The organism is Cobetia sp. ICG0124 (assembly GCF_004006355.1).
Classification (GTDB): Bacteria; Pseudomonadota; Gammaproteobacteria; order Pseudomonadales; family Halomonadaceae; genus Cobetia; species Cobetia marina.
Window position 1 is genome coordinate 2,110,021 of record NZ_CP024893.1, and the last position, 25,754, is coordinate 2,135,774.

The 25,754-nt window shown below is 59.8% G+C and carries 21 protein-coding genes; 12 read left to right on the plus strand and 9 right to left on the minus strand.

Annotated features, from left to right (window positions below; translation table 11 throughout):
- Position 1: 1 nt before the first annotated feature.
- Positions 2-1,852, plus strand: a complete 1,851-nt coding sequence (locus CU110_RS09760; RefSeq protein WP_127735737.1) for an alpha-amylase family glycosyl hydrolase — start codon at positions 2-4, stop codon at positions 1,850-1,852.
- Positions 1,816-2,871, plus strand: a complete 1,056-nt coding sequence (locus tag CU110_RS09765) for a LacI family DNA-binding transcriptional regulator (RefSeq protein ID WP_205632702.1) — start codon at positions 1,816-1,818, stop codon at positions 2,869-2,871. Before CU110_RS09760 ends, CU110_RS09765 begins: the two co-directional genes overlap by 37 nt.
- 65 nt (positions 2,872-2,936) lie before the next feature.
- On the opposite strand, the gene CU110_RS09770 is transcribed toward CU110_RS09765, so the two are convergent.
- Positions 2,937-3,830, minus strand: coding sequence for a LysR substrate-binding domain-containing protein (locus CU110_RS09770; RefSeq protein WP_200906743.1), 894 nt, complete (start codon positions 3,828-3,830; stop codon positions 2,937-2,939).
- A gap of 170 nt (positions 3,831-4,000) precedes the next feature.
- Here CU110_RS09770 and CU110_RS09775 point away from each other — a divergent pair, with 170 nt between their 5' ends.
- The 3 genes from CU110_RS09775 (at position 4,001) to CU110_RS09785 (ending at position 8,116) form a co-directional block, all read left to right on the plus strand.
- Complete coding sequence (locus CU110_RS09775) at positions 4,001-4,741, plus strand: class II aldolase/adducin family protein (protein WP_084208940.1); 741 nt, start codon at positions 4,001-4,003, stop codon at positions 4,739-4,741.
- A 159-nt stretch (positions 4,742-4,900) separates the two neighbouring features.
- Entirely contained in the window at positions 4,901-6,280 is a 1,380-nt protein-coding gene (locus CU110_RS09780; RefSeq protein WP_084208941.1) for a YjiH family protein, read from the plus strand.
- Between the two features lie 90 nt (positions 6,281-6,370).
- The gene (locus tag CU110_RS09785) at positions 6,371-8,116 is read left to right on the plus strand and encodes an amidohydrolase (RefSeq protein WP_205632703.1); all 1,746 of its coding nucleotides are present in this window, start codon (positions 6,371-6,373) and stop codon (positions 8,114-8,116) included.
- Between the two features lie 210 nt (positions 8,117-8,326).
- Here the strand turns inward: CU110_RS09785 and CU110_RS17070 are convergent, their stop codons facing one another.
- On the minus strand, positions 8,327-8,680 hold the full coding sequence (locus tag CU110_RS17070) for a hypothetical protein (RefSeq protein ID WP_240665346.1): 354 nt from the start codon (positions 8,678-8,680) through the stop codon (positions 8,327-8,329).
- Positions 8,681-9,270: 590 nt separating this feature from the next.
- On the opposite strand from CU110_RS17070, the gene CU110_RS17075 reads away from it, so the two are divergent.
- A complete protein-coding gene (locus tag CU110_RS17075) occupies positions 9,271-10,263 on the plus strand; it encodes a nucleoid-associated protein (protein ID WP_084208943.1) in 993 nt (330 codons plus the stop codon).
- Between the two features lies 1 nt (position 10,264).
- On the opposite strand, the gene CU110_RS17080 is transcribed toward CU110_RS17075, so the two are convergent.
- Genes CU110_RS17080 through CU110_RS09810 form a run of 3 tightly spaced genes read right to left on the minus strand, consistent with a single transcriptional unit; the run spans position 10,265 to position 13,581 of the window.
- Positions 10,265-10,930 carry an NERD domain-containing protein gene (locus CU110_RS17080; RefSeq protein WP_127735740.1) on the minus strand — a complete coding sequence of 222 codons (666 nt, stop codon included), beginning with the start codon at positions 10,928-10,930 and terminating at the stop codon, positions 10,265-10,267.
- Positions 10,899-12,572 carry an ergothioneine biosynthesis protein EgtB gene (egtB, locus tag CU110_RS09805; RefSeq protein WP_127735742.1) on the minus strand — a complete coding sequence of 558 codons (1,674 nt, stop codon included), beginning with the start codon at positions 12,570-12,572 and terminating at the stop codon, positions 10,899-10,901. Before egtB ends, CU110_RS17080 begins: the two co-directional genes overlap by 32 nt.
- Positions 12,573-12,585: 13 nt before the next feature.
- Complete coding sequence (locus CU110_RS09810; protein WP_084208954.1) at positions 12,586-13,581, minus strand: ion transporter; 996 nt, start codon at positions 13,579-13,581, stop codon at positions 12,586-12,588.
- 42 nt (positions 13,582-13,623) lie between these two features.
- Between CU110_RS09810 and CU110_RS09815 the strand changes: the two genes are divergently transcribed.
- Positions 13,624-14,097, plus strand: coding sequence for an META domain-containing protein (locus CU110_RS09815; protein WP_240499549.1), 474 nt, complete (start codon positions 13,624-13,626; stop codon positions 14,095-14,097).
- Between the two features lie 178 nt (positions 14,098-14,275).
- On the opposite strand, the gene CU110_RS09820 is transcribed toward CU110_RS09815, so the two are convergent.
- Both CU110_RS09820 and CU110_RS09825 read right to left on the minus strand, forming a co-directional pair.
- Positions 14,276-15,052, minus strand: a complete 777-nt coding sequence (locus tag CU110_RS09820; protein WP_084208960.1) for an SDR family NAD(P)-dependent oxidoreductase — start codon at positions 15,050-15,052, stop codon at positions 14,276-14,278.
- A gap of 84 nt (positions 15,053-15,136) precedes the next feature.
- Complete coding sequence (locus CU110_RS09825; RefSeq protein ID WP_084208961.1) at positions 15,137-16,933, minus strand: NAD(P)/FAD-dependent oxidoreductase; 1,797 nt, start codon at positions 16,931-16,933, stop codon at positions 15,137-15,139.
- A gap of 427 nt (positions 16,934-17,360) precedes the next feature.
- On the opposite strand from CU110_RS09825, the gene CU110_RS09830 reads away from it, so the two are divergent.
- From CU110_RS09830 to CU110_RS09850, 5 genes are all read left to right on the plus strand, one after another.
- Complete coding sequence (locus tag CU110_RS09830; protein ID WP_240499550.1) at positions 17,361-19,400, plus strand: sigma-54-dependent Fis family transcriptional regulator; 2,040 nt, start codon at positions 17,361-17,363, stop codon at positions 19,398-19,400.
- A gap of 557 nt (positions 19,401-19,957) precedes the next feature.
- Entirely contained in the window at positions 19,958-20,947 is a 990-nt protein-coding gene (locus CU110_RS09835) for a DUF1852 domain-containing protein (RefSeq protein WP_084208962.1), read from the plus strand.
- Between the two features lie 97 nt (positions 20,948-21,044).
- Positions 21,045-22,079 (plus strand): methionine synthase, encoded by a 1,035-nt coding sequence (locus CU110_RS09840; RefSeq protein ID WP_084208963.1) that lies wholly within the window; start codon positions 21,045-21,047, stop codon positions 22,077-22,079.
- Between the two features lie 288 nt (positions 22,080-22,367).
- Positions 22,368-22,883, plus strand: coding sequence for a flavin reductase family protein (locus CU110_RS09845; RefSeq protein WP_084208964.1), 516 nt, complete (start codon positions 22,368-22,370; stop codon positions 22,881-22,883).
- Between the two features lie 202 nt (positions 22,884-23,085).
- A complete protein-coding gene (locus tag CU110_RS09850; protein WP_240499551.1) occupies positions 23,086-23,439 on the plus strand; it encodes a hypothetical protein in 354 nt (117 codons plus the stop codon).
- Here CU110_RS09850 and CU110_RS16245 read toward each other — a convergent pair.
- Entirely contained in the window at positions 23,431-25,302 is a 1,872-nt protein-coding gene (locus tag CU110_RS16245; protein WP_205694029.1) for an amino acid racemase, read from the minus strand. The genes CU110_RS09850 and CU110_RS16245 overlap by 9 nt on opposite strands.
- Entirely contained in the window at positions 25,302-25,748 is a 447-nt protein-coding gene (locus tag CU110_RS16250; protein WP_276317862.1) for an aspartate/glutamate racemase family protein, read from the minus strand. The genes CU110_RS16245 and CU110_RS16250 overlap by 1 nt, the downstream gene beginning before the upstream one ends.
- Between the last annotated feature and the right edge of the window lie 6 nt (positions 25,749-25,754).

The following is a 25,754-nucleotide window of genomic DNA, read 5'->3' on the forward strand; positions in this document are numbered from 1 at the left end:
AATGACGCCTACCCAACTTCATCGCCATGCCGCACACGACTGGTGGCGTGGTGCAACGCTCTATCAGATCTATCCGCGTAGCTTCATGGACGCCAATGGCGACGGTGTCGGCGATATCGCCGGCATCATCCAACGCCTGGACTACCTCGCGACCCTGGGGGTGGACGCGATCTGGATCTCCCCCATCTTCACCTCGCCCATGCAAGACTTCGGGTATGACGTCTCGGACTACCGTGACATCGATCCCCTGTTCGGCACTCTGGAGGATTTCACGCGCCTCATCGCCCGCGCACATGAGCTCGGACTGGCCGTCATCATTGATCAGGTGCTGTCACACAGCTCCGATCAGCATGTGTGGTTCCGGGAAAGTCGCCAGTCCCGGGACAATGCCAAGGCTGACTGGTACGTCTGGGCTGACCCACGTCCGGATGGCAGCGCGCCCAACAACTGGCTAGCCGCCTTTGGTGGGCCGGCCTGGACCTTCGATTCGCGGCGTTGCCAGTACTATCTGCACAACTTCCTCGCCAGCCAGCCGGACCTCAACTTCCATCATCCCGAGGTGCGTCAGGCACAGCTCGACAATCTGCGTTTCTGGCTGGAACTGGGCGTCGACGGATTCCGCTTCGACACCGCCAACTTCTACTTTCATGATCGGGCGCTGACAGACAATCCGCCGTCATCGGACGACTATCGTAGCCGCGGGCATCCCCGCAGCTATCAGCTGCTGAAGCACAATGCGGATCAGCCGGAGAATCTCGACTATCTGGAAGAGATTCGTGCCCTGCTGGAGGAGTACCCGGGCGCCACCAGTGTCGGCGAGGTCGGGGGCAGCGACCCGCTCCCCGCCATGGCAGCCTACACCGCGGGTCAGCACCGCCTGCACATGGCCTACACCTTCGACCTGCTCAACAGCACGGGAGATGCCATGGCATTGCACGCCGTTCTGGCACGCTTTGCCGACCATGGCGATGACGCCTGGCCGTGCTGGGCGCTGTCCAATCATGATGTTCCGCGCAGCGCCAGTCGCTGGGGGAGCGCACGCGCCCTGCTGGCACTGACGGTCCTCTGCTCATTGCGTGGCAGCCTCTGTCTCTACCAGGGCGAAGAGCTTGGATTCGAGGAAGCGGAGTTGAGCTACGCCGAGCTGCAGGACCCCTTCGGAATCGCGCTCTGGCCCGAGGTAAAGGGACGCGATGGTTGTCGCACGCCCATGGTGTGGGAGCCTCATCGCCATGGTGGCTTCTGCGCCGACTCCCTGTCGCCCTGGCTCCCCGTCCATGTTCCACATCAGTCACAGGCGGTCTCGTTGCAACAAGAGGCGCCCGAGAGTCTGCTGAATCACGTTCGCCAACTGCTGAGACTGCGTGGCGAAAACACGCTGCTCAAGACGGGGCAACAGACGCTCATCTCCCCGTCCGTGTTGCCCAAGGATGTCTTTGGTGTGATACGTCACGACCGTCATCAGCGGATGATGTGCCTGGCCAACCTGGGACACCAATCAGGCCACAAATCAGGCCACGACAACTCTCCCGTCATGCTCGATCTGACAGCCCTGCTGGGCTCGCGAACGCTGCATGGCCAGTGTCATGACCCGATAGAGATCGTCTCATTGCCCGGTATGGCCACGCCTATCCTTGAGGCAGGGCAATTGAGACTGTCGCCGGGGATGGCAGCCTGGCTGGTCGTGCCAGCCGATGCGTCGAGAGACCAGGATGGGTACCGCCTCCATCACTTTCTGGGCATTTCTGGTACGTGGCGATATGCTATCTCTGCACTTAATCGTTCAAGCTTTTCATCTTCAGGAACCCGACGCCTGTGTCATCGCCTCGCCGTATCACTCTCAAGGAGCTAGCCGCAGAACTGGGCGTCTCCACCGCCAGTGTCTCCAACGCCTTCAACCGCCCCGACCAGCTCTCGCCTGCATTGCGCGAGCGGATTCTCGAGGAGGCCAGACGGCTGGGCTATCGTGGTCCGGACGCCAAGGCGCGAAGCCTGCGTACGGGGCGCTCACGGATCATCGCCGTGGTACTCGCGGAGACATTGACCTACAGCCTCAAGGACGCGGTCGCCAGCGAGCTGTTATCGGGCATCGCCGAAGTGCTGGACGCCCACGGCCATACCCTGCTGCTGCTCTCGGGTCGCCAGGATGCCTCTCAGGTGCCGGGGTCTTCCAGCATTGCCGATGGCTTCATCGTCTACGGGCTGATGGCCAGCATGGCGCTGGTGGAAGAACTCCAGAGCGCGGGTCACAAGCCCATCGTGGCGGTCGACTTCGATCTGGGCGACCACCCCGCCATCCACGTGGATGATGAGCCCGCCTGCTACGCCATCGCGCAACATGCCCTGAAGACACCCGCCAGTCGCATCGGCATCGTCAACCTGCGCCTGACCGAAACAGCCTGCAACGGCCGCATCACCGAGGCCCACGCGCTGCTCCCGGCGGGTCGAACCATCACCCGCTCGCGACTGGCGGGTTTTCATCGTGCGCTGGCTGAGCGGGATATCTCCCCCGATTCTGTGACGATGTGGAACATCGAGGAAAACACCTACGAGATCTGCGCGCCGGTGCTGGCAGAGATTCTGGATCTTCCGCCCAATGAACGGCCAGACCTCCTGCTATGCATGTCCGACCGTATCGCGTTGACCGCCGTGACCCTGGCGGAACAACGTGGCATCCGGATTCCCGAAGACCTGCGTATCACCGGCTTTGATGGTATCGAGGAAGGGCAATATCGCTCACCTCGCCTGACCACGGTCCAGCAGGACAGTACCGAGAAAGGCCGCCTTGCCGCGCGAATGATTCTGGGGCTGGAACCCGCCTCGCCTCGCCTGCTCACGACTCGGCTGATCCAGGGTGAAACCTGTCCGTGAGGAAGGAACCATTGGCAATCCTATGATGTACACCTCACCAGGCAGTCCTCTGATAGTCGCCTATATCAAGACTCCCAGGACAACAACCAATCCGCAAAGCGACTGACTTTGGGGTCATGCTGCCCTGAGGGCACAACTACGTAATAACCACCGCACCTCAAGGGTGAGGTGCTTGCGACCACCAGCCGCCCCTCAGCAAGTTCTGGAGTCACGAAATAGCGCGGCAATATGGCTATCCCAAGCCCATGTAAAGCCGCTTCAAGAACAAACTGGAAGTGCTCCAACCGCTGCCCTGGTAATGCATTGCACTCTCTGATCGATAGCCCCGCTGCTTCCAACCACAACTGAGTGGAAGACTTCATCAAAGGTGAATGCGCCACATGATGGAGAATCGGGTAACGCAGAATATCCTGCCGCTCAATGACAGGACCTTTTTCAGTCAGCAAGTCCGGTGTACACACAGCAAGTAGCTCACTGGACATGAGAAAACGTGCATCAAATCCTGGCCATTCACCCTCTCCAAAAAGGATGCCGACATCATAGCCTTCATGACTGTCATACAGCCGGCGCAGATCATTCATGATCTCGAGCTCAATCTCGGGATTGAGTACTGCATAGGACTTGAGTTTTGGCAATAACCAGCGAGAGGTAAACGAAGGTTCGGCTCCGATACGCAGATGACCAACGTGACTGGTGCGTACATGATGAGTCGCTGTTTCAAGACTCTCCAACAACGGCGATATCTCATGCACATAGGCTTGCCCCAACTCATTGAGCGTCAGCCGCTGTCGAGAACGCGTTACCAGCGGGCAGCCCAGAAACTCCTCCAGATTCTTGATCTGGCGACTCACGGCACTCTGGGTAAGATTCAACTCTTCAGCGGCTCTTGTGACGCTGGAAAAGCGTGCGAAAGCGACGATGCACCGAAGAGATATCATGCTGGGGAGCTGTCGTTGCATGGTAGGTCATGACTTTTTGGAATGAACTTCTGAAGAATAAATCGATATTCGCTCTCTCACAAGCAACCTAGGATGCATGCAAGGCCAGCCTGCCACAGGACGAGCACTCCCTTATCCCGTGTCCTGAGCCGCACCGCTGTCTTATGCCTTCCCGTCCGAGAGTGCGCCACATGCCAAAACCCGCGATTGAAGAGACCTTGAGAGCCGATCTGGCCGCCGCCTATCGCCTGCTTGAGCGAAACGGCTGGAGCGATCAAGTTTTCACTCATATATCTGTACGCCTGCCAGGTGAGACACCGGCTTTCCTGATCAATGCCTATGGCTTGCTGCCAGAAGAGATTACCGCCTCCAATCTGGTCACTATCGGTATTGATGGGCAGAAACTGAATAGTGATGATCCTGAGGTAAATCCTGCGGGCTTCACGATTCACAGTGCCATCCACATGCATCGTCATGATGCCGTATGCGTCATGCATACTCATACTTTGGCTGGCATGGCAGTCGCGGCATTGGAAGAGGGTCTTCTTCCTCTGAATCAAACCAACATGGCCTTCTACAATCGCGTGGCCTATTACGACTACGAAGGCATTCCACTCGATCTTGAAGTCCGTAATCGCATCGTGGCAGCACTCGGTAATCGACAATGCGCCATTCTGCGCAATCACGGACTGCTGACCACCGGCCGCAGTGTCGCTGAGGCTTACTTCAACATGTTCTACCTCAATAAGGCCTGCGAGATTCAGCTTGAGGCGATGAAGATGGGTCGCCCTCTCATCATGCCTTCACAACAAGAGTGTGAATTCACTGCTCAGCAGTTCGAGAACCCTCGCTACCACGCAGAAAGCGTGGCATTGACCTGGGCTGCGGAACTACGGCGTCTGGACAGAGAAGCGCCCGACTTCCGTCTCTAGAACGGCACGCCGTTTCCGGATGAACACGGCAGACATACTCGCGCTGGACACATCCGCCCTGGCACGAGCTGCCTGCACGATGACATTGTAAAAGCACAGATTGATGATTCACGACAACCATCAACTCATCATTACAACTATAAAAAAGGTACGCGTCCCATGACCGACCGCCCGACTCCCGTCGCCTCAGAAGTCCCTCAATCTCGCTACAGCACGAAACAGCTGCTCAAATGCTTGATCCCCACTCTTCTCGGCGTTTTGCTTTTCTTTACGCCCATCAGTGTTGATGGTCGGACGACGATCATGATCGCGTTCGTCATCGACTACATCAATGATGTACTCAAACCCTTCATGGTGACGGCAACAGCCGCGGTCGCCATCATTCCTAGTCTGATCACTCTGGCCGTCACCTTCAGTCCATTACGCCACCGCAAGGGACGCTTGATCACACTATTCAATCCCGGCATGGGCTGGACCATCGTACGCGTCATCGGCGCCTTGTTGATGACGATGGTCTATTTCGAGGTAGGGCCCGAGTGGGTATGGAGCCGCAATACCGGCGGCGTAATGCTCTATGATGTTGGCCCAGTCGTCCTGGCCATCTACTTCCTGTCAGCACTGCTATTACCTCTGCTGACTGACTACGGACTAATGGAGTTCGCCGGCACCTTGTGCAGCCGCATGTTCGAGCGTCTCTTCGGCCTGCCGGGGAGAGCAGCAGTGGACTGCCTCGCCTCTTGGCTGTCAGCCTCCAGCGTGGGCATCATCCTTACGACTCAGCAGTACCGTCAGGGGTTTTACAACAGTCGTGAGGCGTGCACGATCGCAACCAACTTCTCGATCGTCTCGATTGCGTATTCTTACTTGCTGCTCAAGCTGATCGGCCTCGAGGAGATGTTCATTCAATGGTACATCGCCGTTGCCATCACCGGCGTCCTGTGCGCCATCATTGTGCCCAAGCTGCCACCGCTACGTAACAAATTGCCGGTCTACCATCCCGCAGTCGGCAAGCAGCTCAAGACAGACCGTCGTCCTGGAGAAGGTGTACTGGCCCTTGGTCTACGCCGCGCCGTCGAACGTGCCGAGCAAGCCAACTCTCCCACAGAACAGCTCAAGCAAGGGCTTCAGATCAGCGCAGATGTGGCCTTCTCCATCTATCCGGCCATGATGTTGGTGGGATGTGTCGGATTGGCACTGATCGAGTTCACCCAGTTATTCCAGGTGCTATCACTGCCATTGGTGCCCTATCTGGAGTTATTGCGTCTTCCTGAGGCTGCTCAGGCAGCGCCCGCGCTACTCGCCGGCATCGTCGACAGCATCATGCCTTCCATTCTGGGTGCTGGAATCGAAAGCGAAGTGACACGCTTCGTGATGGCGGGGGTCGCCGTCACTCAAATCATCTTCTTTACCGAAGCTGCCATCATCCTGGTCAGAGCTGACATTGGGCTCACATTACGTGATCTGGTCATGATCTATGCCCTGCGAGTGCTGATCTCGCTGCCTATCCTCGCCCTGCTGGGACATTGGATGATCGGCTGATGAACGGGCGTGTATCCCATAGTGATGCACGCTCGTGCCTCGCTCTTCTCTCGTGCTGTGCCTTCTCCTTTAGATTATGAGCTCATGATAATGATTACCTCCAGCACCCTGTCGACACCTTCTTTTATAGCGGCCTCCTCACCGACAGAGACCGCCGATATCGTATTGATCAATGCCAACATCCATACCGTGGACGACAATACTCCCTGGGCGGAAGCCGTCGCGATTCGCAGTGGTCGCTTCATGGCCGTCGGTAATGAAGACGATGTGACACCATTCATTGGAGACCATACCAAGGTCATCGACCTTGAAGGTCGTTTCGTGATGCCCGGTCTTTATGACATGCATACTCACCCCGACCTGGCGCTGGCACCCGGCTATGCCGACTATCTGAATATCGGCCTTGAGGATCCCACCCCGGAGGAGGTCAAGCAGGCAATACTCGACTACGCCGACAGTCATCCGGGCGATGGCTGGATCTACGGCCAATATTTCGTGCGCTATACCTTCAAGCAGGCTGGGTTGGTCGCTGATCGTGACTGGCTGGACAGCTTCATGCCTGATCGCCCCGTGGCCATTCTTGATCGCTCATGGGGCTGCATGATGGTCAACTCGCGCGCGCTGGCGCTGGCAAACATTACCGCTGAGACTCAGGACCCACGTCATGGCTATATCGAGCGAGACTCCATTACCCATGAACCTTCCGGCATTCTGGTCGATGGTGCCTACGCCATCATCCACGCCACCATGCCACCAACACCGCAGCATGCGCTGACACGTGCCTATCGAGAGGGGCTGCATTTCCAGAGTGGACATGGCGTGGTGGGCACCAAGTACGTGCACGTCTGCGAACACCGCCTGAATGCACTTCGCAGTCTCGATCAAGATGGCAAGCTTTCCGTCCGAGTAGAAGCAGCCATCAGCTGGCAGGATGATATCTTCCCGGTCAAACGGCGCTGGGAGCTACTGGCAGGAGAGCGTCATTACTATCGGAGCAATCGCCTGAATGCCAATGCAGTGAAGTTTCACTTCGATGGTACTCATGAATCACGATCGTCCTATCTATCAACTCCCTGGCCAGGCGAGAAGAACTGGAGAGGACACCTGAATCTCACGCCAGAGCATATCGTCGACATGGTGGTCGACATGGATCGCAAAGGGATTCGTGTCATCGCGCACTGCACCGGTGATGGAGCTTCCGATATCTTCCTGGATGCCGTCGCTCAGGCAAGAGCACGCAATGGCAATAATGGCGTGCGTCATCAATGTGCCCATAGCACAACGCTACTGGACACCAACCTTGCACGCTTCAAGGCACTGGATGTCACTGCCGAATTCTCGCCCGTGGGATGGTTCCCCTCCTCCTTCGCGAATGCTCGCGCTGTCTTCGGCGAAGAACGCATGCAGCGTGCCTACAACTTCAAGGGCGTCATTGAGGCCGGCGGCAATGCCGTGATGGGGACAGACTGGCCAGTCTCCAGCCTGAACCCGTGGATCGGGTTCGAGGCCATGATTACCCGTCAAAACCCCTATGGTGAAGAAGAGGGTCACTTCTTTGGCCAGCCCATCTCTCTTGAACAAGCCATTCGTGTCATGACGATCAACGGCGCATGGTGCATGGGTATCGAGCAACACGCCGGATCAATCTCCATCGGCAAGTCTGCCGATCTCATCGTGCTGGACCGTGACCTCTTCGATATCACCATCAAGGGAAATCTGCATGCCACACAAGTGGAGCTGACTCTGCTGGAAGGAGAAGTGACCTGGGATCGTCTGGGAGCCTTCACGGATACCGATATGGCTGCTACCTGGCAGGAACCACTGCCCGCCTTCTGACACCCGACTTCCTGACCACGAGCCAAGCGAAGCGGCTTGGCTCAATAATGAGAAGAAACTCCCATGACACAACAGCACAGCATTCCCGTCACGCTGGTCGCAGGCTTTCTCGGTGCGGGCAAGACGACGCTGCTCAATCATCTACTCAACAGTGACCATGGTCGCCGCATGGCCGTGATGGTGAATGATTTCGGGGCTATCAACATTGATTCACAGTTGATCGTCAGCCAGACCCAGACCACCGTCAGTCTGGCGAATGGATGTATTTGCTGCACGGTGGAGGGCGACCTGATCGCGCAACTTTCCACGCTGTTGGCAGACCCACAGACACGTCCCGAGCATCTGGTCATCGAAGCCAGCGGTGTCTCGAATCCGGTCAAGATCGCCAACACCTTGCGCTATCCTCAGTTTCGTCAGTCGCTCCATATCGATGGCATTCTGACGGTAGTCGATGCTGCTCAATTTGATGATCTGGATAGTAATATGACACGGCTGGCCACCGAACAGCTCGATGCCGCAGATATCATCATACTCAATAAAACCGACCTGCTCACACCGGATCAACGCACTGCACTCAAGTCACGCTGGCTATATCCAAACGCACGCGTGATAGAAAGTGAACATGGGGTGGTTCCGCTGGCGTTATTGCTCGGCGTCGAAAGAAAGACCACTGCTGAACCTGTCAGTCCTGATGGCCATCACGCCCCGGCACCGACGCCATCCACGACGACCTTCGAGACGTTCAAGACAGTACCTCACCAACACGATAGCCTGTTCGACACATGGAGCTGGCAAAGCGACATCCCGCTGAACCTGAAGGCTCTCCGCAACGTGATGGCCAGCCTCCCTGCCGCCATCTATCGTGCCAAGGGAATTTGTCATGTCGCGGAAGCTCGCGACCAGAGGTGCATTCTTCATCTTGTAGGAACGCGTTGCGAGATCACGCCTGCGGGGCCATGGAATGGAGCAACGCCAAGCACTCAATTGATCATGATTGGAAAGCGCGGCGTTATCGACGCCAATACCTTGAGGACGCTCCTTGAGGCATGTCATGACGAGGTAGAGACGACTTCCCGGATGCCTATTGCCCTACCGCTGCCGAATCGTGGCAGGTATCATCCCCAGCCCGTTCATCGCAGCCGAGGGAGGTTCCCATGCCGATCCTGCACAGCATCATTCACCGTATCGACAAGGGCAACAGCGAGACGCCGGCCCAGCTGGTGCCTGCCGCCACGACCCTGGCGGCATCCGATGCACTGGAGGATCTGGTGTCCGGGCTCAATGATGCCTACCACGGCAAGGCCAAGAACTGGGGCCGTTTCAATGAAGACGCGCCTGCTGCCTTCCCCACGGAACTGGCGGCCTTCCTCGCAGGTGATAGCGATTTCGCGAGCCTGACCCAGACGCTTGCCAGTCGTCTCATGCCGCTGATCGATGACAACCTCCCGACAGGCGGCCATCTGCTGGTGGTGGATCACCAACAGGGCGAGACGCGTCATCTGTTCATGGCGTTGCTGCACCATCGTGATGGCTTCGCGATCGACGAGACCCTTGCGGTGACGCCTGCCCGCCAGCTCAACCTGACCCAGATGTCATTGGCCGCGCGACTGGATATCAGTCAGTGGCAAGGCAGCTCGACCTCTCACCCCTATCTGTCCTGGGCACGTGATCGCGGACGCACCAAGCTCGCCGAGGCCTTCGCCGAAACGCTGGGCGCGCAGGAGCAGCGGGATGCCGGCCAGGAAACCCGCACCCTGCTCAAGGCGTTCAGCGACTATGTCGAGAAGGAAGACATGGCCGAGGAAGCCAGCCGGCAGAAGACCGACACCCTGGTCGATTACGCCACCGACCAGGCCAAGCTCGGCGAGCCGATCACGCTGGACCAGCTGTCTGAGCTGATCGATGAGGAGCACCCGCAGGCCTTCTACGACCACATTCGCAACAGCGACTATGGGCTGTCACCGGAAATCCCGCCGGACAAGAAGACGCTCAACCAGTTCAAGCGTTTCACCGGGCGCGCCGCGGGCGTCTCGATCAGCTTTGACTCGCACCTGCTGGGTGACTCAGTGGAATACGATGAGGCCAGCGATCGTCTGATCATCAAACAGGTCCCGACCGGCCTGCGCGATCAGCTCAAGCAGCGCTGAATCACAACGCCTGAGTGACACGACATTGGGGGAAGGTCGAGCAACCCAGAAACTGCTGGCCCTGCTTCGGGCCAGACTTGACCACGCGAACCACCATTGCACTGCCGCATTTCGGGCACTGACGTGTCGCCGGGGACTCATTGCGCTGCTTGAGATGCTTCACATGAGCGCGATGCGTCGCCAAGGTCGGTGCCAGGCGCCCCGTCAACAATGCCTCGTGCATGGCCTCGACCTGTGACTCGCTGAAGACGGGCGTCGCGAAAGAGCGGATATACAACACGAAGCCAGTGCCACGCGTCACATTGGGCGGCATCTCGGTCTTCAGGACCGCGCTACCCACGAAGATGATCACCGAATGCAGGTACTCGGAAGGCACGCCGAGCGTCGCCTCCAGCGCCTTGAGGTGCTTGTAGTTCTGGCGCAACGGGTTCTGGAAACTGAAGGAACGGCGATGAAGCTTCTGTGTCCAGCGCGCCTGCTTCTCGCTGCCGAAGATCCACCCTTTCATGTGCTTGGTTTCCAGCACGAAGCACCCATACGGCGAGAGCAGGACGTGATCGATCTGAGTGGTGCCGTCCGGCGTCTTGAGGGTGACATTGTGCACGGCACGATAGACATGCTTATCCAGACGGCGATCACTCCACCTGCAACGTGACCTTGTCGCCATCAAACGCCAGCCGCCCGGCGATCGCCTGCATCTCCTCGATGGGGTGATCGTAGCTCCAGGCGATGTCGGAAAGATCCGGCAGCGAGTAATAGGTACTGTCGCCCTTGAAGGGGCAATGGGTGACGGTGTGAGAGACCGAGAGCTTCGCCATCGCCACATCGCCGCGCGGCAGGTAGCGCCGCGGCGGATAGCCCTTCTCGCGCAATTCCAGTGCGTTGCCGGTGTCGGCGATCACGCTATCGTCGACAAGAACACGCACACGCCTGGAAAGCGGGTGCAAGGTAATACGCGGTTCAGAGTGATCAGCCATCGGCATTCCTTTGCTGGTTGGCGGATCCCTGGCGAGACGGAAGCCGGAGAATGCCCAGCGCGCCTCGGGCGGAAAGAAGTTGCGATAGGTCGCGCGGATGTGGTCTGCCGGCGTGGCACAACAGCCTCCGCGCAACACCATCTGACCGGACATGAACTTGCCGTTGTACTCCCCCAGGCTGCCCGGCAGCTTGCGAAAGCCCGGATACGGACGATAGGCGCTGCCCGTCCACTCCCAGACATCGCCGAACATCTGACCCGGCATGCCGTCGGCTTTCGCGGCGGCGACTGGTTGCAGATGATCCTGATCGACGAAGTTACCCGTCAGGGGGACATCCTGAGCCACGGTCTCCCACTCGGCTTCGGTCGGTAGGCGAGCCCCCGCCCACTGCGCATAGGCATCGGCCTCGAAGAAGCTGACATGGCAGACCGGCGCGCTCAGATCCACCGGCACCAGGCCGCCCAGGGTGTAGTGATGCCAGACGCCATCGCGTTCGACCCAATAAAGCGGCGCCCGCCAACCTTCCGCCTTGACCGTCGCCCAGCCATCCGCCAGCCAGTGCTCGGGGTTGGCATAGCCGCCTGCCTGCATGAACGCAAGAAACTCGCCGTTGGTCACCGGTCGATCCGCCATCTGGAACGCTTCAACGAACTGACGGTGACGGCCCATCTCGTTGTCGTAGGCGAAGCCGCCTCTAGAGGCATCATGGCCGATCTCGCGAATCCCGGCAGGATAATCCAGCCAGCCCAGCGGCGGCACCTCCTGCTCAGGTGTCGGTGCCAAGCCTGGCGCCAAATCATCCCGATAGGCCGGGCACAGCGGGTTCTGCGCCAGGATGTGCTTGATATCCATCAACAGCAGCTCCTGATGCTGCTGCTCATGCGGCAGACCCAGCTCCAGACGGCGCAGAATCTCCGGCAGATGTTCCTCAGGCGGATTCTCCAGCAAGGCCTGCATGGCCTTATCGACGTGTGCGCGATAGCAATAGACATCGTCGACGGTCGGGCGCGAGATTGCGCCACGCTCGGCGCGCGGGAACGGCACGCCATGGGTCTCGTAGTAGGAGTTGAAGAGGTGATCGTAGGCGGGATCGAGCGTCTGATAGCCGGGCTGAAACGGCTTCAGGATGAAGGCCTCGAAGAACCAGCTGACATGGGCGATGTGCCACTTGGGCGGGCTGACATCCGCCATGCTCTGCACCATGTAGTCTTCCTTGTGCAGCGGCGCACAGATCGCCTCGGTAGCAGCTCGCACTCGCTGGTAGGTACGTAGCCACGCCTTCGTCTGCTCGAGGTCGTGAGTGTCGCTCAAGGGTTGCGGTGCATATGACATCGAGACGTCCTTTTCACTCGTATTTCTTCTGCCAGCTCTTCACGGCGATGCGCTCCTTGAGCAACTCCAGCATGTCGATCAGCACCTGCTCGGTGATCTGCTCAGTCCTCGGGTCAGTGCGCGCCCAGGCATCGAAACCACTCTCTGCCAGATGCCCCACCAGCGCCGAGAACTCCTTGGAGCGCAGGCCGACCAGCGCCTCATCGACAAGGTGACAGGCCAGATCCGACAGCGAGCTTTCCAGCCCTTTCGTCAGCTGGGTGCCCATGGGCAGGCGCGAGACACGCTGGAGCTCCGGGCTCTCGGCAAGGGTGCGACTGACCAGCCCCCGCACATAGCGCAGGGTATCGTCGCGATTGTGGGTATAGATATCCCCTGCCATGGTCTCGAGTCGCAGGCTGATCTCCTGGATCAAGGCCTGCTTACGAGGCTCCACGACACGCTCGATCACAGAGGACGAGAGGTCATCGCTGTCGCGCAACTGCTGCTGCACGTTATCGAGCATGCGCAGGGAGATACGGTCCGTCAGCTCCTCCAGCAGGATGTCGAGATACTTGGCCGCCACTCCGTAGAGGTACCAGCGGCGAACATCGATCATGCCGAGGCGTTGCAGACGGAACAGCAGCGAGATCACACGCAACACACGCAACAGACGGAAGCCGCTCAGCGGGATACACCCCAGCACGTCATACCAGTGCATGAAGGGATAGAAGAACCAGCGGTGGTAGCGCCGCTCCGCGATAGCCACTGCCCACCCCGCCAGCACATCCAGCAGGAAGACGGCGACGAACGCCAGGTCGATGGAGAGGAAGTTGGCATGGATGTTCTGCTCATAGGCCGCATGCAACCCGGGTGTCACGGCCGCGAAGGCCGTGTTCAGCGGTGGAATCAGGAAGAGGCTGTCGAACAGCAGCAATGCCAGATTGGCGATGACGAGCACGATGATGAACAGATCCCACCACAGATGTATCCGCTCCCTGGCGGACGAGGTCGTGCGAGTGGCTGGCATGACAACTCCTGACGTATTTTCGTCCTGGAGGGAGACACCCGGATGAAACCGACTCAAGGGATGACATACGCCGCCGTGATGAGTGCAGCACTCACTCTGGGCGGCTGCGCAGGCGCTCAATCCTCTGACGACAATCACGCGGTCGATGAGCCGCTGGAGAACACTTACTGGAAGCTGGTGACACTAGATGAGCAGCCCACCCCCGTGGTGGATGGCAAGCGTGAAGCCCATTTCGTCCTGCACTCCCAGGACTCTCAGACCCAATCCTCGCGAATGGCCGGCTCCACCGGCTGCAATCGCCTGATGGGGGAATACCACCACGACGAGCACGAACTCAGCTTCGATCGTCTGGCCATCACGCGCATGGCATGCCCCGGTGAGGCTGGAGCACTCGAACGCACTTTCCTCGCGACACTCAATGATGTGTCGGGCTGGCAGATAGACGGCAAGACATTGACGCTGCTGGATGAACAAGGGGTATCGCGTGCCCGCCTGGAAGCCGTTCACCTTTACTGACTCCTATCGCCGGCCGCTTAGTGCAGGGTGAAGTTGGGCTGAATACTCTGCGCAACAGACCAGACACCACAACGCCGCCTCCCATTTCTGAGAGGCGGCGTTGTGTGATGCCATCAACTCTTGCCGTCAGCCACTGAGCTCAACCTTGCTCTCTGTACTGACTCTCTGCTCAGCTGTCTCACAGCGTGAAGCCACCATCGACGGCGATGGCCTGCCCTGTCACGTGTTCGGCCTGGGCGAGGTAGACCACCAGCTGCCCCATGTCCTCCGGTGTCTGGGCGACTCCCTGGGGTAACAGGCTCTTCTGCAGGCGCTCCCATGCAGCGGGCTCGCTTTCGCCTTCTTCGCTCCAGCGCGCGGAGAGTCCGCTCTCGCCCCGCCACATGCCGGTGCCCACCACGCCAGGGCAGAGCGCATTGACGGTGATGCCTTCCGCTGCCACTTCCTTGGCGACGGCGTTGGTAAAGCCGATGACCGCGAACTTCGAGGCACAGTAGTGCGACAGATCAGGAAAGCCGACCTTGCCGGCCATCGAGGCCACGTTGATGATCCGCCCGACGCGGCGTGAGCGCATCACGGCGACCTCGGCCTGAGTGCACAGGAAGGTACCGCGGGCGTTGACGTTCATGACGCGGTCCCACTCCTCCACTGTCAGCGCATCGATGGAATGGATGCCGATGATGCCAGCATTGTTGACGGCGATATCAAGTGGGCCAAGTCCGGCTTCGGCCTCCTCGATCAAGCGCCGCACGGATGCCACATCCGAGACATCGACTTGTAGCGCCAGACACCGTCTACCCAGTGCCTCCACTTTTGCCGCCGTATCGCGGGCGATGGCGAGATCCAGATCCGCCACCACGACATCCGCGCCCGCCTTGGCCAATGCCAGCGCAATCCCCTGACCAATACCGCGCCCACCCCCTGTCACCAGTGCAATCCTGTCGTTCAGTTGCATGAGTCGTCTCCTGAATCTCTCACTGAAATCTGCAAATGCCGCGCTGCTGCCATGACGCTGGCACACGGTCCAGCGCCACTGGCGTCAGCTCAGGTGGTGGACTTCCTGAAGGCCGTAGACCGGCGTCGGGATACCCTCGAGCCGCGCCTTGAGCTGCAATGCCAGATACTGGGAATAGTGGCGGGACTGGTGCAGGTTGCCGCCGTGGAACCATAACGCCTGCTGCTGGGTCGGCTTCCACATATTGCGCAGCTCGCCCTCCCAGGGGCCGGGGTCCTTGAGCGTATCGGAGCCCATGCCCCAGCATTTACCGACCTTGTCAGCGACCTCCTGCGAGATGATTCTTGCCGCCCAGCCATTCATCGAGCCGTAGCCGGTGGCATAGACGATCAGATCGGCGGGCAATTCCGAGCCGTCGGTCAGAGTGACCGAGCGCGGATTGATGCACTCGATGCCGACGCCACTGCGCAGCTTGATATCGCCATTGGCGACCAGATCACAGGCGCCCACATCGATGTAGTAGCCGGAGCCGCGCCGCAGGTATTTCAGGAACAGACCCGAATCGTCATCACCGAAATCGAGCAGGAAGCCCGCCGCCTCCAGCCGACGGTAGTAGTCGGCGTCGCGCTTGCGGATCGCCTCGAAGATCGGGCGCTGGAAATCGGGCAGTATCCGGTAGGGAATCGAGGCAAAGATCAGGTCCGCCTTGTGGTGATCGATGCCGTTTTGCACCGCCTGCTCGGAATAGAGCGGCCCCAGCGCCTCTTCCATCAAAGAGTTGGACTTCACCACATGCGTGGAGGAGCGCTGCAGCATGGTCACGTCTGCATCGTGCTCCCACAGCGCGGCGCAGATATCGTGAGCGGAATTGTTGGCCCCCACCACGACCACTTTCTTGCCACGGTAGGCGTCCGGTCCCGGGTGCTGACTGGAGTGTTGCTGCTCGCCTTCGAAGGACTCGGCCCCCGGGAAGTGCGGTACGTTGGGCATGCCCGACATGCCCGTGGCCAGCACCAACTGTTTGGGCCGCAAAGTCACGGGCTTGCCGTCGCGCACCACCTCGACCACCCACTCGCCGCTCGCCTCATCGAATTGCGCACTCTCGCAGGCCGTGGAGTTCCAGTAATTGAGCTCCATGATCCTGGTGTACATCTCCAGCCAGTCCGCGACCTTGTCCTTGGGCGCGAACACCGGCCAGTTTGCCGGGAATGGGATGTAAGGCATGTGGTCGTACCACACCGGATCATGCAGACATAGGGACTTGTAGCGATTGCGCCAGGCATCGCCCGCACGCGGATTCTTGTCGATCACGATGGTCGGCACATCCATCTGTCGAAGCCTTGCCGCCAGCCCGATGCCGCCCTGACCACCACCGATGATCACGCAATACGGCTGGCGCTCGTAGCCCAGTTCAGCCTCTTCGCGCTGACGCGACTCAAGCCAGGTCTCACGCTGCTTGTTGGCTCCATGCTCGGCGCCCTTGGGGCGTTGCATGCCCAGCGGCTCAGGGAATTCCTTGAGTTCGCGCATGGCGGTCAACAGCGTCCAGCAGCGCCCCTCTTTCAGCCGCAACAAGCCCTTGCCGCGTGCATCGGCGGTCTCGAAGGCGAACCAGGCTTCGACGATGCCGCCGGCCTCACTGGCCTCACCATCCAGTTGCCAGCGAGAGGGAGCGACATGCTCGAGGGTCGCCGCGAGCATCGACTGGATCTCGTCCTTACCCTCTGAGGTCTTGATATTCCAAGTGAAGGCGATCAAATCGCGCCAGAAGCATTCCTCGCCAAACAACGAGAGAACCCGGGCGATATCGCGCTGAGTCAGGGAGGACTCGAAATCATCGAGCCATTGCTGAGCGATCTGAGTTGGCGTGCGTGCGGTCATGGCGTCTCTCCGCGTGTTGTTGGATGTTGTAGTCACGCCTTCCATCCAAGGCATCAAGCATGCCAGCTTCGTCATGCACGACTGACAAAGCTCGTAACCACTTGTCATCAATGACAAATATTCGCCACTACCGCACCATCACCCTCCTCGTCTCGCGGGGCATTCCCCCTTCCTCGTGACAACTGTACGCCGTACGCCTGACACGGGGCGTTACACCTGTAACGCCCCGACCAAGGATGCAGGACAGGGTGATTGACGCTCCCGCCACACCGCATACGCTTTAAGGAGCACACGCCGCTTTTGCTATGGACGCTGTTGTGACAAGCGCGATTGCCATCGCCACCTGCACAAGAGTCATCGCCACTTTCACAAGCGCCATAGCCACTATCAAAAGAGCCGTCCTGAGACGGCCAGCGCCGAGGCAGCCATGATCCGCCAACTCGATACGATGCCGCCCGACAAGCGGCAGCATATTCAGACCCTGATGCAACTGGGCGAAGGCCGCGACGCCTTCCCTGAGACTCAGCGCGATGTCATCCGCCGTTCCTGGCAGCGCTGTCTGGAGGAATACCAGCTCGACCCCAGCCGCCCTCGCCCCGTCCGCGTTCTCACTCAGCAGGCGCTGCGCGATCACCAAGAATCGGCGGATGAGCTGCTGCACGTGGCGCGTGCCGGTGTGGAGCGGCTCTATAGTCAGATCGCACAACATGGCTACGCGCTGATCCTCACCGATCAACGCGGTATCGCGGTGGATTTTCGGGGTCAACGTGATCAGTTGAGTGAGCTGCGGCGGGCCGGGCTCTACCTCGGCTCGGACTGGAACGAGCGCTATGCCGGCACCTCGGCGGCAGGCACCTGTCTGCACGATGGCGCAGCCGTCACCTGCCATCAGCGTGAGCACTTCGATGCTACCCACATCGACCTGACCTGTACGGCGGCCCCCATCACCGATCCCCAGGGCCGTGTGATCGCCGCCCTCGACATCTCGGCACTGAAATCGCCACGCCCGCAGGAGAGCCAGACCTTTGCCCTCTCCCTGGTCACCCTGCATGCCCGCATGATCGAGGACGCCTACTTCCTGCATCGCTATCGGGATTGCCTGATCCTGCGCTTCGACACGGCGCGGGAATTCGTGCACCTGAATGGTCGTGGCCTGTTTGCCATTCAGGAAGATGGCAAGGTGGTCGCCGCCAATCACGAAGGCCGACGCCTGATCGATGCACATCTGGCGCGCTGGCCACCGTGGACGGTCTCTACCCTGCCCGCGGTCACGCAGCTGTTTGATGGGGAGCTCAATGAGCTGCTGAGCATTCCGCACGCCAGCTTGGATCAGATTCGCGCCTTCCGTCTGCGGGCGGATGACGCCACCGTCTTCGTGACCCTGATCGAGCCACGCGGCTATCCGGTGCGGGCCCTCCCCACCGTCAGTCAGCAGGATGACCCGGTGCCCGAGCTGGACCAGCTCGCGGGAGATGACCCATCCATGCACCGGCTACTCAAGCTGGCGCGCCGCATGCGCCACGAGAACGTGAGCATCCTGATTCGTGGCGAGACGGGTACTGGCAAGGAAGTGTTGGCGCGGGCGCTGCATGACAGCGGGCCACGCGCCAAGGCGCCCTTCGTGGCGGTGAACTGCGCGGCCATTCCGGAATCGCTGATTGAAAGTGAGCTCTTCGGCTATCTGCCGGGTGCCTTCACGGGAGGAAGGCCCAAGGGCATGCGCGGTCTGATCCAACAAGCCGACGGTGGCACGCTGTTCCTGGATGAGATCGGCGATATGCCATTGCCGCTCCAGCCACGCCTGCTGCGCGTACTTGCCGAGCGGGAGGTGTCACCCCTGGGGGCCGAGACGCCCATCAAGGTGGATATTCGCGTCATCACTGCCACGCATCGTGATGTCATGGAGCTGATCGCCAGCGGGCAATTCCGCGAAGACCTCTACTACCGACTCAACGGCGCCGAACTCCTGCTGCCCGCGCTACGTGAGCGCGCCGACCGCCACTACCTCATTCGCAAGCTGCATGCGGAGCTGCAAGCTGAACGTGACCAAGCACTCCATCTCCGCGCCGATGCCATCAGTGCGCTGCTGAGTCATCACTGGCCGGGCAACATACGCCAACTGCGCAATGCGATTGCCTTCGCGATGGCCACCGCGGAAGGTGATGAAATCACTCTGCATGATCTGCCAGAGACCTGCCAGACCCACACCGACAGCACTCGCGAGGCTGCCAGTCCGCTTGCCGCCTTCTCCCCCATTGCATCCAGCGCTTCCTCGAGCACTACCTCTCCAGCGTTCGCGTCTGCAGGGGCTGATGCGGACGCCAGCGAATTACTCGAGCTGTTGCGTCACACAGACTGGAACGTCAGTCAGGTCGCCCGCCAACTCGGCGTCTCGCGGCCCACCATCTACCGCCGCATGCGCCGTCATGGCCTGGTCGCGCCTAATCATCAGCCGCTCGCCTCATGAACCAGCTGCATCTTCATGGCCGAGCGTGAAGAGCATGAAGAGTGCATGAGGATGTTGTGCTCTGAAGCGTCAGGTACCTGCCACACCAGCTGGCCCGAGCGGAAGTTTGGGCTAGCTTGTGCTTACCATTCTTTCCCCTCTTACCCCTCTTACCCCTCTTACCCTTCTTACCCACTCCTCACGTCAACGTCTCTGCGGCTCACATTGCGCACTTGCTGAGCCCGCCTCCTCCGCTCGTTTCGCCTGCTTTCTCAGCGGCAAACATGACGCTCGCCACCATCATGAATTTCACTCAACTTGAACATTAAAAAATCCAGTTTGTCTCATGGAGCTGAGGAATGGATACTCACCTGCATCAGATCGTTGATGAAGACTTCCCATGGCGCTGCACTTCACCGCCGCCAGAGCCTTCACACGGAACGTGATGGCGAGCAGCGTGCCTCTCCCGGCATGGATGCATTCTCACAGAGAGCAACCCGCTCACGAGACGCCTGAAAGATCACGGGAAGATGTCGACGACACAGTGAATTATCTCTCTCAGGATCAAGGTGAACGCCATGAGCAACGAATTCGGTTTCAGCATCAAGAGTCTGCGCTTCGACGAGAACTACACGCCGGCGGAAAACACCCGCCTGACCACCAACTTCGCCAACCTGGCGCGTGGTGAGAGCCGTCAGCAGAACCTGCGCAGCACGCTGAACATGATCAACAACCGATTCAATGCGCTGGCCAACTGGGACAACCCCAAGGGCGATCGTTACTCCGTCGAGCTGGACATCATCTCCGTCGAGCTGAACATCGATGCGGCACGTTCCGACAATGCCCTGCCGATCATCGAGATCCTGCAGACCACCATCGTCGACCACCAGACGAATCAGCGCATTGACGGCGTGACCGGCAACAACTTCTCGTCATACGTACGCGATTATGACTTCAGCGTGCGTCTGCTGGAGCACAACAAGGGCAAGGACTCCTTCAGCGTACCGGAGCAGTTCGGCGAGCTGCACGGCAATCTGTTCCAGGCCTTCGTGGGTTCCCCCGCCTACAAGGAATGCTTCAAGAAGCCGCCGGTCATCTGCATCAGCGTCTCGACCACCAAGACCTATCAACAGACCGAGAACGTGCACCCGATCCTCGGGGTGGAATATCGCCAGGACGACGATTCCCTGACCGATGCCTACTTCAGCAAGATGGGCCTGAAGGTACGTTACTTCATGCCGCCGGGCAGCGTTGCGCCGCTGGCCTTCTATCACACCGGCGACCTGCTCAACGATTACAGCAATCTGGAACTGATCAGCACCATCAGCACCATGGATACCTTCCAGAAGATCTATCGTCCCGAGGTCTACAACGCCAATTCCGTGGCCGGCAAATCCTATCAGGCGAGCCTGAAGCAGCAGGACCACTCACTGACGCGCATCGTGTACGACCGCGAAGAGCGCAGCCAGCTCGCCATCGAGCAGGGCAAATTCGTGGAAGAGAGCTTCATCAAGCCTTACCAGAACCTGCTCGAGCAGTGGTCCGCCAAATGGTCCGCCAACCGATAAATCCATTATTGGTCAGCTCACTGAGCCGCAAACAGCGCGCGCTGATCGACGAACGACTTCCGCTATCTGAACCATTCCAAGGACAAGGTTATTCATCATGACGAGATTACTCCCGACCTCCACCGCTGGCAGCCTGCCGAAACCGTCCTGGCTCGCCGAACCGGAGGTCCTCTGGTCCCCCTGGAAGCTCGAAGGTGAGGCACTGATCGCGGGCAAGCAAGATGCCCTGCGCGTCTCCCTGCAGGAGCAGCAACACGCCGGGATCGACATCGTCAGCGATGGCGAGCAATCGCGTCAGCACTTCGTCACCACCTTCATCGAGCACCTGAATGGTGTGGATTTCGAGAAGCGCGAAACCGTCAAGATCCGGGATCGCTACGAAGCCAGCGTGCCGTCCGTGGTCGGCCCGGTCTCCCGCCAGAAGCCGGTGTTCGTCGAGGATGCCAAGTTCCTGCGCTCGCAGACCGATCAACCGATCAAGTGGGCACTGCCGGGACCGATGACCATGGTCGACACCCTCTTCGATGGTCATTACAAGAGCCGCGAGAAGCTGGCATGGGAATTCGCCAAGATCCTCAACGAGGAAGCCAAGGAACTCGAAGCGGCAGGCGTCGACATCATTCAGTTCGATGAACCGGCCTTCAACGTGTTCTTCGATGAAGTGAATGAATGGGGTATTGCCACGCTGGAGCGCGCGATCGAAGGCCTCAAGTGCGAGACCGCCATCCACATCTGTTACGGCTACGGCATCAAGGCCAACACCGATTGGAAGAACACCCTGGGCTCCGAATGGCGCCAGTACGAAGAAGCCTTCCCCAAGCTTCAGCAATCCAACATTGATATCGTCTCGCTGGAGTGCCACAACTCCCACGTGCCGATGGAGCTAATCGAGCTGATTCGTGGCAAGAAGGTCATGGTTGGCGCCATCGATGTCGCCAGCAACACCATCGAGACGCCGAAAGAGGTCGCCGAGACCCTGCGCAAGGCGTTGCAGTTCGTGGATGCCGACAAGCTCTACCCCTGCACCAACTGCGGCATGGCCCCGCTCTCCCGTGAAGTCGCCCGCGGCAAGCTGCAGGCACTCAGCGCCGGCGCCGCCATCGTGCGCAAGGAACTCGAAGCACAGCGCTGATCGCTTGCCGAGACACTGAACTGGCCAATGCATAGAGCGGGCCCGGACACAGCACTGACAGATAGCGCCAGGCTAGTACCGACCCGAGTTGGCCCGACGATAGTGCTCAAGAGTGGAAGCAGCTGCGGCTGATACCGCCGCAAACAAAAATGGCCATCGTGAAGGATTCACGACGGCCATTTTTTCATCACTTGCCCCCTTGTCACTCAAACTCTCAGTCCCGCGCTATCGCTGCAGCCCCTCCCCCACGGCTGCTCGTTACCACCTCCCCAATTCTCAGGACCTGTCATGTCGCTCTCCAACACTCACTCAGCCCCCACCATCGAACCTGCCAGTTTCCGTGAAGCCCTCGGTCACTTCGCCTCCGGCATCACGATCATCACTACCCAGGTCGACGACGAACCGATTGGCTTCACCTGCCAGTCGTTCTACAGCGTCTCGATGAACCCGCCGCTGGTCTCCTTCAGCGTCAAGGCAAGCTCCTTCAGCTACCCGAAGATCCGCCAGGCAGAGCGCTTTGCCGTCAACATCCTCTCCAGTGAGCAAAGCCATGTCTCCAACCAGTTCGCCATGCGCGGCGCGGATAAATGGCAAGGCATCGACTGGCAGCTCTCCCCTCTCGGCAACCCGGTCATCAATGACAGCCTGCACTGGCTCGACTGCAAGATTCACGCTGAGCACCCCGCAGGTGATCACCTGATCGTGATCGGGGAAGTGAAGGGACTAAATCTGGATGTTGCAGCGACCTCACGGCCGCTACTTTATTTCAAGGGGAAGTATGGAGACTTGGCTTGGGAAGAATGACCCAGCCTCACGCCGGAAATTTCCGCACCACTCGCCAACGCTTACGTGCCCTGTCCGACGGAGCTGATACCGAGCTTCATAAAATTCCTACGCCTACGTAAGACATTGCCAACAAACCCCCAAAATCCACTTTCCCCAGCCCCACGGGAAATTTCCGCCCCGGCACGGAAAATTCCGGTTTTTCCTTTACGTGGAGAGCACAATGACTCAACAACCTGCCTGGTCTGAGTTGGTCCCGACGACACCTGCCGCGATGTTCGATGTCTGGAAGCTGGGGACGACGTCGGTGGAGATGTGGTCGACGGCGATGTCCACCATCATGTCGCGCACGCAGCTGTGGGGAACGCAGTCGCCGCTGGATCCGAAGATGATCGCGGAGAACCAGAAGATGGTGTCGGAGAAGATCGCCGCCAGCTGGGAGATGTGGTTCGTGATGCAGAAGGCGTGGATGAACGCGATGTCGGGTGGCAAGGTCGTGCCGTGGTGGACGACGGGTACGCAGTTCATCAAGCCGCTGCACAAGCGCACGACGGCCAATTCACGGCGCCTATCGTAAGGCTTGCATGTCCAGGCAGGCTTGCCAGATGCGCTCCGCGACCTGTTGTTCGTGCTCGGCATGCCGAAACAGGCAGATATCCAGAGGAGCGGTGTGGCGGTCATCCCCGACGATGCGCAGGCGACCGGCGTTGAGTTCATCCCGTACGGCGCGCTCCGGCACCCAGGCGATACCGCTGCCGGCCAGGGCCCCGCGCTTGAGCACGTCTGACATCGAGCATTCGTAGCAGAAGTTGAGGCGTGTCGAGAGGGATTCCCGATTGAGGATCAGCGCGGTGAGTCGCCCGAGATAGCTGTCACTGGAGTAGCAGAGGTACGGTTGCGCCGTGTCGCTTTCCAGCGAGAACAACGCCTGCCCTGCCCCATCCACTGCACTCACCGGCACCAGACGCTCGGATTCCAGCACGATGGAGGGATAGCGCACCATGTCGGTGAGCGTCGGCAGCAGTGGGCTGTTGTAGGCGAGCATCAGATCACAGTTGCCGCTGATCAGCGCATCGACACAGCCGGCGACGTGGTCCGGCACGATACGCGCCTTGAGCTTGCCCAGCCGGGTCTGGAGCTGTTCATGCCAGTCGACGAAGAAGCTGACCGCCAGCGTATGGGAGGCGGAAATCGACACCACCTCTTCGATCTTGGGCACGAAGCCCAGTGCTTCTTCCCGCCCGACCCGCAAGACTGAGAGCGCATCCTGCGCCGTCCGCTGGAAGGACTCGCCGGCCGGTGTCAGCCCTACCGGAAACAGGCTGCGATCAATCAGGGTCGCGCCCACCCAGTATTCCAGATTGCGTATCCGGCGGCTGAAGGCCGGCTGAGTCACGTTGCGCAACTCAGCCGCGCGCGAGAAATTGCGCGTGACGGCCAGCGTGAGGAAGTCTTCCAGCCAGTTCATTTCCACAGCGATTTCCTGGAGTGAGGCATGTTGCGCCATGGCGATGCAGCGGCGAGCCAGTATCTCCGAGGGGTCCAGCAAGGCCACGCGCTCACGCAACGCGATCGGCAACTCGATCAGCGGCAGCTCCGTACAGCCCAGAATGACCACCTCTGCCCCCTGGGCCAGCAGGTGCTCGATGGCGGCTTCCAACTTCAGACTGCATTCGCCTGAGGTGTGGCCCGCCTTGACGCCCTGCTGCCCGTAGATGGCGTCCATCACGCAAGCCTGATGGGAGGCGTCCGGCACCAGCGTCTCACGCCCCGAGGCTTCGAGGATGTCGTGGTAGACCCGACTGGCCACGGTGCCACTGGTCGCGAGCAGCCCGACCCGCGCCACCGGCGTCTCCCGCGCGGCGATATGATCAACCACCGCCGTCAGCATGTTGATGATCGGGATGCCGATATAGGGCTGGATACGCGCCACGAAGGCATGCGCGGTATTGCAGGGAATCGCGATGGCATTGGCACCGTCCGCTTCCAGTCGCTGACAGGTGGCGAGCATCGGGATGCTCGGGTCTTCCCCGTTGCCGATCAGATTGGCGGTGCGATCGGGAATCTGCGGATTCTGCTCCACCACCATCTTGAGGTGATCCTGATCGCGCTCAGCACGTGTCAGTCCCACCACCTTGCGCATGAAGTCCACCGTCGCAGCGGGCCCGACGCCGCCCAGCACGCCCAGCTTGAACTGCCGCCCTTCCTGCTCGCGATCATGTCCCAGCGCGTACTCGGCGTAGATTCGATTGGAATCCAGCAACGGCACCGGAATCAGGGGCTGCAGCGAGGCCATCATCACCGGGATCTCGCTCAGGCCCGGCACGATGATCTCGGCTCCCTGACGAATGAGATCATCGCAGGCTTCCATCAGCTGCTGCAGACATTCACCGCCATGATGGCCGCTCTTGATGCCGGTCGGGCCATAGATGGCCTCCATCAATGCCTCACGCTGTACGCGCGCCTCCGGGTAGAGCACCTCGAGAGACGACGCGTGAAGATGCCAGAGGCGCGCACGTAGCTTGAGGTCAGCACGCCGATCTTGCGAACGTCAGGGTACTCGCGGCGAATGCGGTCCTGCAGTGCCTCGAAGATATCCACCACGTTCACGCTGATTTCCGGGGTGATCTCGGCCAGGAAGGTATGCGAGAGAAAGCATGGCACCAGCGCATTCTCGACCTTGCCCTGCATGTCCTTGAGCACGTTGTAGACATAGAACTTGCGGCGCAGCGGGTCATAGCCCTCTTCCGCGATGCCGGGGCCATCCTCGAAGTGACGTTGTTCGAAGGCGATGTCCACTCGGCGCGGGGGCTTGCAGTACTGGGCCGCTCGCACGGTCTTGAGCAATACATCCGCGCTGCCCAGCGCTCCGAGCCCGCCGACCACACCGTA